This window comes from Achromobacter sp. JCM 18799, assembly GCF_055395645.1.
In genome coordinates this window covers 5,269,272-5,286,228 of the sequence record NZ_AP043866.1, presented here as the reverse complement: position 1 = coordinate 5,286,228, position 16,957 = coordinate 5,269,272, and the positions used below count along the sequence as shown (strand labels likewise).

Below are 16,957 nucleotides of genomic sequence, written 5' to 3'. Positions count from 1 at the left end.
TGTTGTTAAGCGCAGTATACCTAGAGGCTCGGCAATGGAAACGCCCATTCTTGCACTATAAGACTGACACACGGGCCCTTGCTTCGCCGGTTGCATACGCTTCTCTCGTCGTTGCGGATTTCAGCAATTCTGGCTCTACATCGACGATGCACACAACAGCGTATGGGACGTTTTCGGCCTATAAGGTGCCTGCGCTCAGACGCGTTGTTCCTATATGCAGGTACATATCAACATTTACCTAGTTTTTGGAACACTCGCCCAACCGCGCCAGCGTCCCCGCCACCACCCTGTCGCAATCATCCCCATCGAACTCAAACAAACTTTTCTCCACCACCCCCACATCCCGCGCCAGCGCTTCGCGCAGCAGCGCATTGGCGCGGAAATGGCGGCTGCGGACGGTGGCCTCGGGGATGCCCAGGCAATGCGCCGTTTCCTCGACGGAAAGCTCCTCGACCGAGCGCAGCACGAACACGGTCCGGAACGAGACCGGCAAGGCGTCCAGCCGCGCTTCGAGCAGGCCCCTGAGCTCGGCTCGAGCAGCGGCATGGTAAGGCGGGTTGAAGTCGTTGATGGTCATCGCATCAACCTCTTTCTCTATGTCGTCGGCGATGGGCAACAGCGCCTCGCGCCGGCTGTGCTTGCGCAGCCGGCCGTAGCATTCGTTGAGCAAGAGCCGCGTCAGCCAGGTGAACAGCGTCGATTCGCCGCAGAACGCGGCCATGTTCCGGTATGCCGCCAGGTAGGCTTCCTGCAAGGCATCCTCGGCGTCGGCGTCGTTGCGCAGGGTGGCTCGCGCCAGGCGGTAGAGCCGCCGGTTGTGCCGCCGCATCATCAATTCGAACGCGGTCTGCTCGCCCGCAACGATACGATGCGCGAGCGCCAGGTCTTCATCTTCGGCCAGCGGTGCCGCCAGCGCCGCAAGTGCAGTCATGGGTCTGACCTCCGCCATGCGTCATTGCGCAATCAAAGTGCCCTGCATCGTCGGATGGAACAGGCAGACATAAGCGCTGCTGCCCGCCTCCCGCACAGTGTAGGTCCATGAGGCGCCGGCTGCGATAACCCCTGAGTCGAACGCCTTGGATACCGCGGAGGCGGTATGCGGGACCAGGTCCTTGTTGATCCAAGTAACCTTTTCGCCCGGCTTCAGCGTCAGCGTCGCAGGCGTGAACTGCATCCCTTCGATGGTCACCACATGTTCGGCCTGCTGAGTGGCGGGCGGGATCTGTTGGGCGGTGGCCAACCCGCCCGCCAGCAACAGGCCCGCAGCCAGCGCGGCCAGACTTGCGCGTCCGGACCCGCGCGCGCCGGGGATCGTTCTTTCAGCCACCGTTGAGCCTCTTTTGCAGGGATTTGGCATGCTCCAGGTGCGCGATGAACGCGGGCCGCACCTTGACCAGCAAGGCCTTCAACTCCGCGTTGGTCGCGCCCGGAATCAGGGTCGTATCCAACGCCTGGATCACGGCCTCGTGATAGGCCACCTCGTGATCCACATAAGCCTTGTCGAACGCGGCGCCGCTCATGCCCTTGAGCGCGGCGAGGTTCTTGTCGCCGCCTTGCTGCAGGTTGTCGCTGGTCGGATTGGGTTCGGGCGTGACCTTCAGCTTTTGCACCAGTTCGCCGGCCGACTGGTTGACGGCGCCATGGTCGGTCACCATCAACGCGGCGAACTCGCGCACATCCTTGTTGCCGGTCTTGTCCTGCGCCAGTTTGCCGGCGTCGATGTCGACCTGGTTGGCAACCACGACTATGGCCGCGATCTGCGGATCCGTCGGCCCGTTGCCATGGGCAAACACGCCGCAGCTCACCAGGGCCAGCGCATGGAACCATCTTGCTTGAATCGCTTTCATCTCATCCCCCAAACCATGAATGCAGGCGCGGCCGGAATGGCCAGGAACCTTGCCTGCTTATGGGGTTGGATGTCGCGAAAACGCGCCGCGTTCCGGCGCGGACTGCACGGGGGGGAATCAGCCCACCGGCACCGCCATGCCGTACTTGGCGCGGTTCAGCACCACCAGCGTGGAAAAGCGCTTGACGTTGGGATTGCCCCAGAAATTGCGCTGGGCGAAGGCCTCGTATTCGGCCATGTCGCGCATGGTGATGGTCAGGACGAAGTCCACCTCGCCCGTCACCGACAGGCACTGCATGATTTCCGGCGCGGACTGCATGGCGCGCTTGAACTGGTCGAGCTTGTCGGCGCGTTCGCTTTCCAGCGTCACCAGCACGACCATCATGATGCCGCGGCCCACGGCGACCGGATCGACCACGGAAACGTCCCCCAGCACCACCTTGGATTCGCGCAGCCGCTTCATGCGGCGCAGGCAGGACACCGGCGACAGGTTCACGCGCTGCGCGACTTCCTGGCTGGTGCGCTGGTTGTCTTCCTGCAGGCTTTGCAGGATCTGAAGGTCAAAATCGTCTAGTTCCATAAGGGTCTCGGAACGTCTGGAAACGGGCTGGAAAGGGCTCGCCAACAGATTCTAAGCCCGGCCGCGCCGGAATCCGGCCCCATTTTGACGGGAAACTTCATTTCCGCGTCCCGCGATGCAGGAATTATTCAGCAGGCTTGCTTACACTGGGAGCCCTCTGCCCGCGCCGCGGGTACGTCCGTCCCCCCGTATCATGCCGTCACTCCAGCTTTTCCTGCTGTTCCTCGCTGCCGACGCGGCGCTCAAACTCACGCCCGGCCCCGATATGGCGCTGACCCTTTCCCGGGGCATGACGCAGGGGTTCCGGCCCGCCTTCCATAGCGTCCTGGGCAACGTCGCCGCCGGATTCATCCAGGTGCCGGCGGTGGTGCTGGGCCTCGCTTCGGTGCTGCAGGCGTTCCCGTCGCTGTTCATGGGGATCAAGGCGGCCGGCGGCATGTACCTGGGCTACCTGGGCGTCAAGGCCATCGTCCGCTGCGCGCGCTCGGCCGACGTGTCGCTGGCCGCGCGCCCCGGGGATGCGCGCGACGCCTTCTGGCAGGGCTTCACGACCAATCTGCTGAACCCCAAGGTGCTGTTGTTCATGATCGCCTTCCTGCCGCAGTTCACCACGCCGGACAATGGGCCGGTGTGGATCCAGATGCTGGTGCTGGGCGTGACGATGAAAGTCTTGAGCCTGCCCTACGGCAGTTTCTTCGCCTACGGCGCTTCCCGCATCCGCGGCTGGGTGGGGCGCAATCCCTGGTTCCTGCGCATGCAGCAAGGCCTGCTGGGCGCCGTCATGCTCGGCCTGGCGCTGTATGTGCTTTACTCCACCGCCGCAAATCTGACGCCCTGAGCCGTCCGCCGTCCTGTACGTATCCAGCCTTTCCGCCACTGCCATGACCGCCGCAACCCTGAACACCGGACGCAACGCGTCGTCCTCCACCCTGCTCCCCATCCTGTCGTTGATCGGCGCGATGGCCTCGCTATGCGTTGGCACGTCGTTCGCCAAGTCGCTCTTCCCAATGGTGGGCGCGCAGGGCACCACCGCCTACCGCATCGCCATCGGCGCGCTGATCCTGGTGGCGATCTGGCGCCCGTGGCGCTTTCCGCTGACGCGCCAGGCCGCGGCCAAGATCGCGCTGTACGGCGTGACGCTGGCCTGCATGAACCTGCTGTTCTACATGGCCTTGCGCACGCTGCCGCTGGGCGTGGCCATCGCCATCGAATTCATCGGCCCGCTGACCCTGGCGGTGGCGCTGTCGCGGCGCACCATCGACTTCGTCTGGATCGGCTGCGCCATCGCCGGGCTGGTGCTGCTGATTCCCACTGGGCAATCGGTGCATGACCTGGATCCCGTCGGCATCGCCTTTGCGCTGGGCGCGGCGGTGTGCTGGGCGCTCTACATCATCTTCGGCAAGATGGCCGGCAACGTGCATGGCGGACAGGCCACCTCGCTGGGACTGACCGCGGCAACGCTGGTGGCGCTGCCCATAGGCGCTGCGCACGCCGGCACGGCCCTGCTGGACCCGACCCTGATCCTGGCCGGCATCGCGGTGGGCGTGCTGTCCAGCGCCTTGCCCTATTCGCTGGAAATGGTGGCGCTGCGCCGCCTGCCGCAGAAGACCTTCGGCGTGCTGCTCAGCATGGAACCCGCCATGGGCGCGCTGGCTGGCGTGATCGTGTTGAACGAGCAACTGTCGCAGACGCAATGGCTGGCCATCGGCGGGATCATCGTCGCTTCCGCAGGCTGCGCGGCGACCGCCCGGCGGCAAAATACCGCCCCCACGCCCGCGCCGGACTGAGCGCGGACGCGCGCCGCCGCCGCGGCCAAGGGCCGCTTCAGCCGAATCCGATCTCGCGCTGGGGCGGCGCCAGCGGGTCGAAGTCTTCCCAGTGGTTGTTGCGCCAGCGGCCGTTGGCGTGCTCCACGTCCACGCCGCCGGCATCGCGCAGGACGCGGCATGCCAGCATTTCGCGCTGCGGCCGCGTGCGTACCGCGACCATCACGCCGGCCTGCCGGATCTCGGCATGGGAATCGGGATTGAAATGGCCATGCTGGGTGCTGCCGTGGCCCGTCACCCAAAGGGCGCCAAAGAGCGATCCCAGATAGGCGCCGACGCCGGCCGCGGCCAGGATCAGCGGCGTGGAATCGCTGATCTCGGACATCACGAACCCGCCAAACACCGCAAAACCTGCGCCCACCCCGCCCGCGCCCAGAAATGCGCCGATGTCGGCGCGTCCCGAGTCCGGGTCGGAGCGGCGGTCGCCGCCCAAGGGGTAGCGGCCATGCTCGCCGGCCGGATTGACGTAAAACGTATTGATGTCCCAGTCGGGAAAACCGCTGGCGGACAGGCGCTCGGCCGCGGCGTTCGCCGCTTCGAAACCCTCGAACCGGGCTGCTACGATCAGAGACATGATGTGCTCCTTGCCCGGGCTGCCGGGCAGGATGTACGTATGTTTATCGTACGCCCGCGCCGCCTGCGCGCGCGCGCCGGTTACACCTTGCGGCGGCTGTTACCGGCCGCCGTCAGTTGGCGGAAATGTTCTTGCTCCGGATCACCGCCCCCCAGCGCTCGTATTCCTTGCGCGCATAGTCCGCGAAGGCCTGCGGCGTGCTGCCCGTGGGTTCCATGCCCTGCAGCTTCAACTGCTCGGCCACCTCCGGCGAACGCAAGGCCTGCGCGATGGCCAGGCTGAGCTTCTCCACCACTGGCGCTGGCGTGCCAGCGGGTGCCACCACGCCCTGCCAGGCGGCCGCCTCGAACGCCGGACCACCCGCCTCGGCAAAGGTCGGCACCTGCGGCAATTGCCCGGAACGCTGCGCCGCCGGCACCGCAATGGCGCGCAGCTTGCCCGCCTGGATCAAGGGCCGGGCGGCGGCCAGGTCGGCCATCATCATCGGCACCACGCCGGAAGCCACGTCCTGCAGGGCGGGCGGCGTGCCCTTGTAGGGAATGGCCGTGGCGCGGCCCTGGACGGTATCCAGGAAGAGCTCCATGGCCAGGTGATGGGGGCTGCCCACGCCCAGGGACGCATAGCTGCCCGGCTGATCGCGCTTGAGGTAAGCCTTCACGTCGGCCAGCGTATGCATCCGGGAATCGGGCGACACCACCAGCACAATGGGCAGCGACACCAGCGTGGAAACCGGGGTCAGGTCCTTCCCCGGATCGTAGGGCAGCTTCTGGTACAGCCAGGGGTTCAGCGCCAGCGTGCTCATGCCGGCCGTCAGCAGGGTGTAGCCATCAGGCGCCGCGCGGGCGGTTTCCTGCGCGGCAACGATGGTGGCCGCGCCCGGACGATTTTCCACCACCACCGGCTGTCCCAGCGCGTCACCCACATGCTTGGCGACGATGCGGGTGGCGATGTCGCTGCCCCCGCCCGCGCTGAACGGCACCAGCCAGCGGATCGGATGATCGGGAAACCCTGCCGCCGCAGCCTGGCCCGGGACGATCGCAGCCCCTGCCAGCACCGCGGCCAGCAAGGCGCGATGCAGTGTGCCTTTGAACATGACGCGCTCTCCTCGCCTGCTTATTTATTTAACATATTAATGATTTATTATCGGGCCCGGCACGCAGGTACACACCACGGGAGAAACCCGGAGTCCGTGGATGCGGCACGGGTCAGGTGCGCGCGGCGGCAAGCCAGCGCAGGCCCGCCGACGTGCCGGCGGCCGGCCGATACTCGCAGCCTATCCAGCCGCCGTATTCCAGTTCGCGCAGCACGTTGAACACCCAGCCATAGTCCAGTTCGCCGCGGTCGGGCTCCTGGCGCAGCGGCACGCCGGCAATCTGCAGATGGCCGACCCGCCCGGTAGGCAGGTATTCGCGCAGCTTCATGGTGACGTCGCCCTCGACGATCTGGCAGTGGTAGAGATCCATCTGCACTTTCAGGTTGGACGCATTGACCGTCTGCACCACGGCATGCGCCTCGTCCTGGCGGTTCAGGAAATAGCCGGGTATGTCGCGGGTATTGATGGGTTCGATCAGCACGGTGACCCCGGCCGAACGCGCCTGGCGCGCGGCCCAGTCCAGGTTCTCGCGATAGCAGTCCAGCATGGCCTCGCGCGACGCGCCGGGCTGGACCAGCCCCGCCATCACATGGAGATTCGGACAGGCCAGCGCCGTGGCGTAGGACAGCGCCTGTTCAATGCCCGCCTGGAATTCCGCCTGCCGGCCCGGCTGCGCGGCCAGTCCACGATCGCCGCGAGCGGCCACGCCAGGCGGCGCGTTGAAGAGCACCTGCGTCACGCCCGCCGCGTCCATGCGCTCGCGCACGAAGGCAGCCGGGGCCTCGTAGGGAAACATGCATTCCACGCCGGCGTACCCGTCCGCCGCGGCGGCCGCGTAGCGGTCCAGGAACGCGTGTTCCGTGTACATCATCGAAAGATTGGCGGCGAACTTCAACATGGCGGAGGCTCCGGACCGGGCGGCATGCATGGAAATTAGCACAACCGCCCGCCCCGCCATCGCCGCGGCGCTAGGCGCCGAAGTCCGGCGCCGGGTGCAGGGTCAGCCGCGGTCCCGCCTTGAGCAGCTGGCTGGGAATGTCGTGTCCCACCAGCGCGGGCAAGGTCGCCGATACGCCAAGTATGGCGTCCAGGTCCACGCCGGTGTCATAGCCCATCAGTTCCAGCATGTGCACCAGTTCTTCAGTGCAGACGTTGCCGCTGGCGCCAGGCGCGTAGGGGCAGCCGCCCAACCCGCCCAGCGACGCGTCGAAGCGGTTGATGCCCGCCTCGATGGCCATCAGCGTATTGGCCAGCGCCATGCCGCGCGTATTGTGGAAGTGCATGGTGGTGATCAATCCCGGGAACAGCTTGCGAACCTCGCGCCCGATCTTGCCGACCTGCGTGGGAAAGGCCATGCCGGTGGTATCGCACAGCGTCACCCCGTCCACGCCTAACGCCGCGAAGCGCCCCACCAGTTCGAACACCTCGAAGGCATTGATGTCGCCTTCCATGGGGCAACCGAACACGGTGGACAGCGACACGTTGATGGCGACGCGGCTGCCGCGCACCGCATTGACCACATCGCTCAATTGCTCGAACGACTGCTCCCGCGTCATGCGCAAGTTGGCGCGGTTATGGGTCTCGCTGACCGACATCACCAGATTGACCTCGTCCACCTTGCACTCCAGCGCCCGCTGCGCGCCGCGCACGTTAGGCACCAGCACCGTGTAGACGACGTCCGGATTGCGCTCGATCTCGTGCATCACGATCTCGGCGTCGCGCAGGGCCGGAATGGCCTTGGGCGACGTAAATGACGTAGCTTCGATCTTGGCGAATCCGCTGGCGGACAGCCGGTTGATGCAGGCGATCTTGTCCTGCGTTTCGATGAACTGCTTTTCGTTCTGGAAGCCGTCGCGCGGCGCGACTTCCTGGATGTACAGCCGCGGGCGGCTGGCAGTGGTTTCGGGGTTGGTCATATTCATGGCCGCTATCCTCAGATGATGCCGCGCGTGCGCCAGTCCTGGCGCTGCGTCTCGCCGATGCCCAGGCCGGCCAGCACCTCGTCGGTGTCCTGGCCCAGGGCGGGCGCCGGGCTGCGCACTTCGCCCGGGGTTTCCGACAGCTTGGGCACGATGCCCGGCACCTGCACGGGCGTGCCGTCGGGCAGCGCGCCGTCCAGGATCATGCCGCGCGCCTGGTAATGCGGGTCGGCCGCGATGTCGGCCACGTCATAGATCTTGCCCGCGGGAATCTGCCCGTCATTCAGGCGCTCCAGCACCAGGTCCAGCGGATGCTGGCCGGTCCATTGCGAAATCGCGTCGTCCAGCATGACCACGTGCTTCACGCGTCCGGCGTTGTTTGCCAGTTCCGGCGCTTCGGCCAGGTCAGGCCGGCCGATCACGCCCATCAGGCGCTTGAAGATGCTGTCGCCATTGCCGGCAATCAGCACGTACTTGTTGTCCTGGCAGCGGTAAGCATTGCTGGGCGCGATGCCCGGCAGGCTGCTGCCGGCCGGCTGGCGGATCTCGCCGAATACCGAATACTCGGGCAGCAGGCTCTCCATCATGTTGAAGACGGATTCATACAACGCCACGTCGATCATCTGGCCCGTGCCATTCTGGTCGCGCGCGCGCAGCGCCAGCAGGATGCCGATGACGCCGTGCAACGCTGACAACGAATCGCCGATGGACACGCCCACGCGCACCGGCGTGCGGTCGGGCTCGCCGCTCAGGTGGCGCAGTCCGCCCATGGCCTCGCCGATAGCGCCGAATCCGGGCAGATCGCGGTACGGACCGGTCTGACCGTAGCCGGACACGCGCAGCATCACCAGCCGCGGGTTGATGGCGCGCAGTTCTTCCCAGCCCAGGCCCCAACCTTCCATGGTGCCGGGCTTGAAGTTCTCGACCACCACGTCGATGTCCTTGACCAAGGCTCGGATCAGGTCCTGCGCTTCGGGCTTGCGCAGGTCCAGGCTGACCGATTTCTTGTTGCGCGACTGCACCTGCCACCAGACGGAAGTGCCGTCGTGGATCAGGCGCCAGTTGCGCAGCGGATCGCCCTTGCCGGGCGGTTCGATCTTGATGACCTCGGCGCCGAATTCGCCCAGCATCTTGGCGGCGAACGGTCCGGCGATCAGCTGGCCCAACTCCAGCACTCGGATACCGCTCAATGGTTTGGATGACATGATTGCCTCGTCAGCTCTTGTGTTTGCCCAGATAGGCCTCGCGCACGCGCTCGCTGGCCAACAACTCCTGGCCCGTGCCCTCCATCACAATGGAGCCCACTTCCAGGACATATGCGCGGTCGGAGATAGCCAACGCCTGGTTGGCCATCTGCTCGACCAGCAGGATCGTCATGCCGCGCTCTTTCAACGACTTGATGATCTTGAAGATCTCGGCCACGATCAGCGGCGCCAGTCCCAACGAAGGCTCGTCCAGCATCAGGATGCGCGGCTTGCTCATCAGGGCCCGGCAGATGGCCAGCATCTGCTGTTCGCCGCCAGAAAGCGTGCCCGCGTACTGCGCGCGGCGCTCTTTCAGCCGCGGGAACATCGCAAAGCACTGCTCGATCTGCGCGGCCAGTTCAGCGGGCGGCTCCTTGCGCAGGAACGCGCCCAGCATCAGGTTGTCGTAGACGGTTTGGTCGGGGAACACCTGGCGCCCTTCCGGCACGTGGGCGATACCCAGCCCTACGCGCTTGTGCGCGCTGATTCCGCCCAAGTCCTGCCCGGCGAACGCAATGTCGCCGGTGGATTTCTCGATGCCCGACAGCGCGCGCATCATGGTGCTCTTGCCCGCGCCGTTGCCGCCGATGATGGTCACGATCTCGTTCGTGTCCACATGCAGCGACACCTGCTTCAGGGCATTGACGGCGCCATAGCTGACCGCCAGGTTCTTGATGTCGAGTAAACGGCTCATTGCGGTCTCCTATGCCGGCGCGCCCAGGTAGGCTTCGATGACTTTCGGATTCTCCTGGATGTGGTTCGGCAGGCCTGAGGCGATCTTCACGCCGTAATCCAGCACCACGATATGGTCGGAAATCGCCATGACCAGATCCATGTGATGCTCGATCAACAGGATGGTCAGGCCCATGTTCTTCAGCTTCACGATCAGGTCCGTCAGCTGGTCGGTTTCCGCGGGATTCAGGCCGGCGGCAGGCTCGTCCAGCAGCAACAGGTCCGGCATGGCCGCCACCGCGCGGGCGATTTCCAGGCGGCGTTGCAGGCCGTAGGGCAGGCTGTTGGCGGCCTCGTCCGCGTAGCGGTCCAGTTCGAAGAACTTGAGGATGGCGTAGGCCTGGCGGCGGATGCGCCGCTCTTCCGCCAGGCTGCCGGGCAGGCCCAGCAGGTTGGAGAAGAAGCTGGATTGCTGCACCCGATAGAAGCCCACCATCACGTTCTGCAGGGCGCTCAGCCCGTCGAACAGCTTCAGGTTCTGGAACGTGCGGCCGATGCCCGACGCAGCAATCTCATTGGGCGACAGGCCCACCATCTGGCGGTTCTTGAAGCGGATGCTGCCGGCGTCCGGCGCCACCAGGCCCGACAGCAGGTTCAGCGTGGTGGTCTTGCCGGCGCCGTTGGGACCGATCAGCGACACGACGGAACCGCGCTCCAGCGAGAACGACACCTTGTTGGTCGGCACCACGCCGCCGAAGGCCTTGTACAGGTCCTTCACCTCCAGGAAGCCGGACGCCGCGCCGCCATGGTCGGCAGGAGGCGCCGGCGTCCAATCGGCCGCGCCCGCCTCGGCGGCCAGCGCCTCGCGCTCGCCGCGCTTGGGCAGCACCTTGGCCAACAGGCCAGCCAGTCCTTCCGGCATGGCGTACAGCGCGAACAGCAGGATCAGGCCGTAGGCGAAATGCTGCACTTCCGGCCAGCGCGCCAGCATGGCGTCGATCACCGTCAGCACCACGGCGCCCAGGAAGGAGCCCGCCGGCGTACGGCCGCCGAACAGCACCAGCACCAGGAAAAACACCGACAAGTTGAAATTGACGAAGTCCGAATTGATGTACTGGTTCTGCTGCGCCACCAGGCCGCCCGCGATGCCGCAGGTGATGGCGCTGATGGCGAAGGCCAGGATCTTGAAGCGGTAGACGCTGATGCCCACGCTCTCGGCCGCAATTTCAGAGGTGCGCACCGCGGCAAAGCCGCGGCCGAAACGGCCGTTCAACAGCAGCGAGGTCATGGCGTGCAGCGCCAGGCCCAGCACCACGACCACCACCACCCACTGGCGGCTGTCCAGCGTGGCGCCGCCGAAGGTCAGGCCGGTGATGCCGTAGAAGCCTTCCTGGCCCTTGAACACGTCGGTCCATTCGGACACGATCTTCTCGATCAGCAGGCCGAAGGCGATGGTCACCATCGCCAGGCTCGGCCCCTTGACCTTCAGCGCCGGGATGGCGATCACCACGCCGAAGACCGCGGACACAACCGCGGCGCAGCCCAGCGCCAGCCAGGGATCGACCTGGTAATTCACGGTCAGGAGCGCCACCGTATAGGCGCCCACGCCGAACAGGCCGGCATGGCCCAGCGATTTCTGGCCGGTCTGGCCGACCAGGATGTTGAAACCGGTGGCAGCGATGTAATAGACCCCGATGTTGAACAGGATCAACAGATAGAAGTCATTCAGGCCCGAATAGGCGTAGCCGATGGCAAGCGCCGCGATGACCAGCGGAATGAGAATCTTGGAGAGCTTCATACTTTCTCCGCGTGCACGCGGCCGAGGATGCCGGCCGGGCGGAAATACAGCACCACGATGATCAGCGCGAACACGGCGATTTCGCGCAGGTTCGAATACCAGAGGCCGATCAGCGATTCCAGCAACCCGATCAGAAAGCCGCCAAAAATGCAGCCGCGCGGATTCTCCAGCCCACCCAGGATCGCGGCCGAAAAGGCCTTGAGCGACAACAGCGTGCCCACGAATACCGAGGCGGTCGCAATCGGCGCCACCATCACGCCGGCAATCGCGGCCAACGCCGAACTGATCGCGAACACGGCGATCGCCACCGCGTTGGCATTAATGCCCATCAAGCTCGCGGCGGTCTTGCTGAACGCCACCGCGCGCACTGCCTTGCCCATCTTGGTCTTGTGCAAGACCCAATCGAACACGATCATCAGCGCCAGCGTGGTGCCGAAAACCAGGATCTCCTGCGGCCGCACGCCGGTCCCCAGGACCGTGATGATGCCCTCGCCCAGCGGCGAAGCCACTGCTATCGGCGCCGGTCCCCAGACCAGCAGCGCCAGGTTCTGGATGATGATGCCAAAGCCGATGGTGCTCATCACCCAGGACAGGCCCGCCTCGCCCACGAAGTGGCGGATGGCGGTGATGTAGAGCACGTACCCCAGCAAGCTCAGGACCAGCATGGCGGCCAGCAGGGCGAACAGGAACGTGCCCCAGGTCACGTCCTCCGGATTTGGAAAGCCGATCAGCTTGCCCTGGCTGACCAGCAGGATGGCGCTGATGCCGATCAGGCCGGCCAGCGCCAGGAACGCGCCCTGTCCGAAGTTGAAGGTCTTGGTCGTGGTGTACGTGATGCTGAACCCGAATGCGACCAGGGCATAGACGCTGCCCATGGCCAACCCGCTCAAGATGGCTTGTAGTATTTGCATGCTGGATGCCCCCCTATTGACGACTCCCCGGCGCGCCGCGGCGCACCGGGGAGAGATCTTTCTCGTTGCCGCGCCGTCTTACAGCTTCAGGTCTTCCGGCTTGATCGCGCGGGTGTATTCGTCATCCACCGACACCACCTTGCCGTCGATCCAGCGCACCAGGCGGAAGTCCTTCACCGACAGGGCTTCGTGGTTTTCCGCGGTGAACGGCTTCTCGTAGGTCTTGATGACGCCCTTGGCCTGGGCCAGGTTCTGCAGCGCGGCCTGCACGGCTTCGCCTTCGGTCGACTTGGCCTGCTCCATGGCGGCAGCGATGAGCTTGACGGAGTCATACGCCTGCGCGGCCATGACGTAGGTCGGCACGCGGCCGTCGCGCTTCATCAACGTGTCATACAGCGCCTTGGACTCGGACGAGGAGTCTTCGGTGATCGACGCCGTGAAGATCATCTTGCTGGCCAGCTCGGGACCGGCGATGCGCAGGAACGGCGAGCTCAGGTTGGCCCAGGAGGCCAGCGTGGTCGGGAAGTAGCTGATCTTCTCCAGGCTGCGCATGACGTGCGCGTTGGAATCCGCCAGCGCATAGACGATCAGCGTGTCGGCGCCCGAACTCTTGATCTTGTTCAGCTGCGACGACATGTCCGTGTCCTTGGGACCGAACTTCTCGTTGGCCACGGGCGTGATCTTGTGCAGGGCCAGGATCTCGACCGCGTCCTTGGCGCCTTGCTGGCCGTAGCCGGTGGTGTCGGCAATGATGGCGACCTTGCCGTTCTTGCTGGCGCGGGCGGCGTAGGCCGCCAGCAACGCGATCTGGTCGCGATCGCGCATGGACACGCGGAACACGTAGTTGGGCGGCGACTTGGCGTAGCGGCCGGTGATGTCGGTGGCAGTGGCCACGGGCGAGATCGTCGGGATCTTCTTCTGCTGCACCAGATGCAGCCAGGCCAGCATGTTGCCGGAGTTGACCCCGCCCAGCATGGCGTTGACCTTGACGTTGTCGACCAGTTCGTTGGTGTTCTGGATGGCCTTGGGCGGCGCGCCCACGTCGTCGCGCTCAACGATGACGATCTTCTTGCCCAGCACACCGCCGGCCGCGTTCAGTTCGTCGGCCGCCTGGCGCGCGCCGGCCAGGGCCGAAATGCCGAAGTCCGCCGAGCCGGTGGCCGACATGTCGCTGTTGAAGCCGATCTTGATGTCATCGGCCAGCGCGGCGCCGCTGGCGCCCGCCAACGCTGCCGCCAGCAGCAGGGATTTCATGGTCTTGGGAAAATGTTTGAAGTACATCTTGTCTCCTTCTGGATCACTCTGGTGACCGCTGATTGGCAATTCAGGATTGTTTGATGAGGTCGGCGGCCTTGTTGCCGATCATCATGGTGGCCGCGCAGATATTGGCCGACGGCATGGCCGGCATCACCGAGGAGTCGATGACGCGCAGATTGCCCACGCCGTGCACCCGCAGCTGGGGATCGACCACCGCGTACTTGTCATCGGCCTGGCCCATGCGGGCCGTGCCGTTGACGTGATAAGACGACACGCCATAGCGGCGCGCGAAGTCCAGCAATTCGGAATCGGATTCGCACAGCGGGCCGGGCAGCACCTCGCTGTCGAAGTAAGGCGCCAGAGCCTGTGAACGCAGCAGCTGGCGCGCCAGCCGGATACCGCGCACCAACGTCATCTGGTCGCGCTCGTTCTCCAGGTAGTTGGCCAGGATCACGGGGTCTTGCAGCGGGTCCGCCGAACGGATGCGCACCTGGCCGCGGCTTTCGGGCCGGTGCTGCCAGACGCCCGCTGTCATGCCGGGGAAGTCATCCAGCATGCCCACATAGCCTTCCTTGTAGCTGGCCGGCGTGAACACGCCCTGCAGGTCGGGCAAGACGAGGTCAGGCGTGGACTTCCAGAAGTAATGCAGCAGCGACGGACTCAGGGCCATGATGCTGGGACGCTTCATCATCCAGCGGCTGATCTGGCCGGCCAGGCTCAGACCCTTGACCAGCTGGTTCATGGTCTGGCTGTTCTTCACGCGCGCCACGACCCGCACCGAATAATGGTCACTCAGGTTCTCGCCCACGCCCGGCAGGTCGCACACCACGTCGATATTGTGCTGGCGCAGCAGGTCCGCCGGCCCCAGGCCCGACAGCTGCAGCAGCTTGGGCGTGTTGATCGCGCCGCAGGACACGATCACTTCCCGACGAGCACGCACCGCGCGGACCTGCGAAGGATGCGCCGGGTGGCAATAGGCCACGCCGGCAGCTTTGCCGCCATCGAACAGGATGCGCGTCGCCTGCGCGTAGGTACGCACTTCCAGGTTCTTGCGGCCCATGGCCGGCTTGAGGAAGCATTTGGCCGTGCTCATGCGCCAACCGCGGTCGATGGTGCGCTGGAAGTAGCCCACGCCGGCCTGATCCGCGCCGTTGTAATCGGGGTTGCGCGGGATGCCCTGTTCCACCGCGCCGGCAATGAAGGCCTCGCAAAGCGGATGGATCCAGTCTATGTCCGTGACCGGCAGCTCGCCCTTGCGGCCGCGGTAGCGGTCGTCGCCGCCCACGCGCCGTTCCATGGACTTGAAGTACGGCAGCACTTCGTCGTAGGACCAGCCGCTGTTGCCCAGCGCGGCCCAGTGGTCGAAGTCGGCCGCCTGGCCGCGGTTGTAGACCAGGCCGTTGATGGAAGTCGACCCGCCCAGGGTTCGGCCCTGCGGAATCGGCACGCGCCGTCCGTTGGTCTGCGCCGTACCTTCGCTGGAGAACTGCCAGGCGTACCTCTTGTTGAATACCGCCTTGATGAAGCCTGCGGGTATGTGCAGGTAGGGACTGCGGTCCGGCGGGCCGGCCTCCAGCACGCAGACCGTCGAGCCGTCCGCGCTCAGGCGGTTGGCCAGGATGGAACCGGCCGCGCCGGATCCCACGATCACATAATCGAACTGATCCGCGTCGCGGAGGGAGGGCTGCTGTGCTTGGCTCATGTCTGGAATCCGCGGGCGTCAGGGAATCGCGTTGAACGACTTGCCGGCAAGGCAGACGTACTTGATTTCCAGGAACTCTTCGATGCCGTACTTGGAGCCCTCGCGGCCCACGCCCGACTCCTTGATGCCGCCAAAGGGCCCGACCTCGTTGGACACGGCACCGGTGTTCACGCCGACGATGCCGTACTCCAGCCCTTCCATCATGCGCCAGACCCGTTCCAGGTTGGCGGTGTAGAAATAGGCGGCCAGGCCCGAGGCGCTATCGTTGGCCCGCGCCAGCACGGCGGCTTCGGACTCGAAGGTGCTGATACCCACCACCGGGCCGAAGATCTCTTCGTGCGCCAGTTCCATGGCATCCGTGATGCCGGCCAGCAGGGTCGGCTCATACAGCAGCGAGCCGGGCTCGCGCAGCTTGCCGCCTGCCAAGAGGTGTGCGCCGCGCGCCGTGGCGTCGTCCACCAGGCGGGCCACCTTGTCCACGGCGCGCTGGTCGATCAGCGGCCCTTGGGTAACCCCCTCTTCCAGCCCGCCGCCCACCTTCATGCGGCGCATTTCCGCCAGCAGCTTGTCATTGAAGGCGTCGGCGACCCTGGCGTGGACATAGACGCGGTTGGCGCAGACGCAGGTCTGGCCCGCGTTACGGAACTTGGAAAGGACCAGGCCTTGCACGGCCTCGTCCAGGTCGGCATCCTCGAACACGATGAAGGGCGCGTTGCCGCCCAGTTCCAGCGACAGCTTCTTGATGTTGGAGGCGCTCTGCTGCATCAGCAGCCGACCCGTCTGGGTGGACCCGGTGAAGGTCAGCTTGCGCACCGTGGGGTTCTGCGTCAGTTCCGTGCCGATTGGCGCGGGGTCTCCAATGACCACGTTGAGCACGCCGGCCGGTATGCCGGCCTGCTCGCCCAGCCAGGCCAGCGCCAGCGCGGTGAACGGCGTCAGTTCGGACGGCTTGAGCACCACCGTGCAGCCGGCGGCCAGCGCCGGGCTGACCTTGCGCGTGACCAGGGCCGACGGAAAGTTCCAGGCGATGATGGCCGCGCATACGCCCACGGGCTGGCGGATGGCCAGCATGCGCTGGTCGCCTCGCGTGTGGGGCAGCACGTCGCCGTAGACGCGCTTGGCCTCTTCCGCGAACCATTCGACGAAGGACAAGGCGTAATTCAGTTCGCCGCGGGCCTCGGCCAGCGGCTTGCCCTGCTCCAGCGTCAGCAGCAGCGCCAGGTCGTCGGCATGCGCCTCGATCAGGGCATGCCATTTGCGCAGGATGGCACCGCGCTCCTTGCCCGTCCTGGCCCGCCAGGCCGGCAGGGCGTCATCGGCGGCCGCGATGGCGCGGGCCGTCTCGGCCTGGCCCAGATTGGGCACCGTGCCCAGTATGCTGGCGTCAAAGGGATTGCGCACCGTGATGGTGGCGCCGTTGTCGGCGTCGCACCAGGCGCCGCCGATGTAGGCCTGCTGCCGCAGCAGCTGGCTATTCTGCAGATTCATTTGTCTCGCGCTCCATCCATCATGCTCCGCACCGTCCGCGCTTGGGC

Annotated in this window: 17 protein-coding genes; 2 read left to right on the top strand and 15 right to left on the bottom strand. The window is 65.6% G+C overall.

What is annotated here, in order from left to right; translation table 11 throughout:
* Positions 1-238: 238 nt before the first annotated feature.
* From ACZ5YA_RS24935 to ACZ5YA_RS24920, 4 genes are all read right to left on the bottom strand, one after another.
* Positions 239-931, bottom strand: a complete 693-nt coding sequence (locus ACZ5YA_RS24935) for an RNA polymerase sigma factor (RefSeq protein ID WP_464091381.1) — start codon at positions 929-931, stop codon at positions 239-241.
* 21 nt (positions 932-952) lie between these two features.
* Entirely contained in the window at positions 953-1,327 is a 375-nt protein-coding gene (locus ACZ5YA_RS24930) for a cupredoxin domain-containing protein (RefSeq protein WP_240633189.1), read from the bottom strand.
* Positions 1,320-1,847, bottom strand: coding sequence for a DUF4142 domain-containing protein (locus tag ACZ5YA_RS24925; protein WP_118931669.1), 528 nt, complete (start codon positions 1,845-1,847; stop codon positions 1,320-1,322). Before ACZ5YA_RS24925 ends, ACZ5YA_RS24930 begins: the two co-directional genes overlap by 8 nt.
* Before the next feature lie 117 nt (positions 1,848-1,964).
* The gene (locus ACZ5YA_RS24920; protein ID WP_280015743.1) at positions 1,965-2,426 is read right to left on the bottom strand and encodes an Lrp/AsnC family transcriptional regulator; all 462 of its coding nucleotides are present in this window, start codon (positions 2,424-2,426) and stop codon (positions 1,965-1,967) included.
* A 193-nt stretch (positions 2,427-2,619) separates the two neighbouring features.
* On the opposite strand from ACZ5YA_RS24920, the gene ACZ5YA_RS24915 reads away from it, so the two are divergent.
* On the top strand, positions 2,620-3,264 hold the full coding sequence (locus tag ACZ5YA_RS24915) for a LysE family translocator (RefSeq protein WP_118931668.1): 645 nt from the start codon (positions 2,620-2,622) through the stop codon (positions 3,262-3,264).
* A 43-nt stretch (positions 3,265-3,307) separates the two neighbouring features.
* On the top strand, positions 3,308-4,213 hold the full coding sequence (locus ACZ5YA_RS24910) for an EamA family transporter (protein ID WP_464091380.1): 906 nt from the start codon (positions 3,308-3,310) through the stop codon (positions 4,211-4,213).
* A 37-nt stretch (positions 4,214-4,250) separates the two neighbouring features.
* On the opposite strand, the gene ACZ5YA_RS24905 is transcribed toward ACZ5YA_RS24910, so the two are convergent.
* From ACZ5YA_RS24905 to ACZ5YA_RS24855, 11 genes are all read right to left on the bottom strand, one after another.
* The gene (locus ACZ5YA_RS24905; protein ID WP_118931667.1) at positions 4,251-4,826 is read right to left on the bottom strand and encodes a hypothetical protein; all 576 of its coding nucleotides are present in this window, start codon (positions 4,824-4,826) and stop codon (positions 4,251-4,253) included.
* Positions 4,827-4,938: 112 nt separating this feature from the next.
* Positions 4,939-5,919, bottom strand: a complete 981-nt coding sequence (locus tag ACZ5YA_RS24900; protein WP_059378039.1) for a Bug family tripartite tricarboxylate transporter substrate binding protein — start codon at positions 5,917-5,919, stop codon at positions 4,939-4,941.
* 112 nt (positions 5,920-6,031) lie between these two features.
* Positions 6,032-6,817, bottom strand: a complete 786-nt coding sequence (gene otnI / locus ACZ5YA_RS24895; RefSeq protein WP_251878083.1) for a 2-oxo-tetronate isomerase — start codon at positions 6,815-6,817, stop codon at positions 6,032-6,034.
* A 70-nt stretch (positions 6,818-6,887) separates the two neighbouring features.
* The gene (locus ACZ5YA_RS24890; protein ID WP_464091379.1) at positions 6,888-7,841 is read right to left on the bottom strand and encodes a hydroxymethylglutaryl-CoA lyase; all 954 of its coding nucleotides are present in this window, start codon (positions 7,839-7,841) and stop codon (positions 6,888-6,890) included.
* An 11-nt stretch (positions 7,842-7,852) separates the two neighbouring features.
* The gene (locus ACZ5YA_RS24885) at positions 7,853-9,043 is read right to left on the bottom strand and encodes a CaiB/BaiF CoA transferase family protein (RefSeq protein ID WP_059378044.1); all 1,191 of its coding nucleotides are present in this window, start codon (positions 9,041-9,043) and stop codon (positions 7,853-7,855) included.
* A 10-nt stretch (positions 9,044-9,053) separates the two neighbouring features.
* Positions 9,054-9,776: an ABC transporter ATP-binding protein gene (locus ACZ5YA_RS24880; RefSeq protein ID WP_280015739.1), complete on the bottom strand. Its 723-nt coding sequence runs from the start codon at positions 9,774-9,776 to the stop codon at positions 9,054-9,056.
* A gap of 9 nt (positions 9,777-9,785) precedes the next feature.
* Positions 9,786-11,552 carry a branched-chain amino acid ABC transporter ATP-binding protein/permease gene (locus ACZ5YA_RS24875; protein ID WP_464091378.1) on the bottom strand — a complete coding sequence of 589 codons (1,767 nt, stop codon included), beginning with the start codon at positions 11,550-11,552 and terminating at the stop codon, positions 9,786-9,788.
* Complete coding sequence (locus tag ACZ5YA_RS24870) at positions 11,549-12,427, bottom strand: branched-chain amino acid ABC transporter permease (protein WP_240633203.1); 879 nt, start codon at positions 12,425-12,427, stop codon at positions 11,549-11,551. Before ACZ5YA_RS24870 ends, ACZ5YA_RS24875 begins: the two co-directional genes overlap by 4 nt.
* 114 nt (positions 12,428-12,541) lie before the next feature.
* Positions 12,542-13,744 (bottom strand): ABC transporter substrate-binding protein, encoded by a 1,203-nt coding sequence (locus tag ACZ5YA_RS24865; RefSeq protein ID WP_464091377.1) that lies wholly within the window; start codon positions 13,742-13,744, stop codon positions 12,542-12,544.
* Between the two features lie 43 nt (positions 13,745-13,787).
* A complete protein-coding gene (locus tag ACZ5YA_RS24860) occupies positions 13,788-15,422 on the bottom strand; it encodes a GMC family oxidoreductase (RefSeq protein ID WP_464091376.1) in 1,635 nt (544 codons plus the stop codon).
* Between the two features lie 18 nt (positions 15,423-15,440).
* Complete coding sequence (locus ACZ5YA_RS24855; RefSeq protein ID WP_464091375.1) at positions 15,441-16,910, bottom strand: NAD-dependent succinate-semialdehyde dehydrogenase; 1,470 nt, start codon at positions 16,908-16,910, stop codon at positions 15,441-15,443.
* Positions 16,911-16,957: the final 47 nt, after the last annotated feature.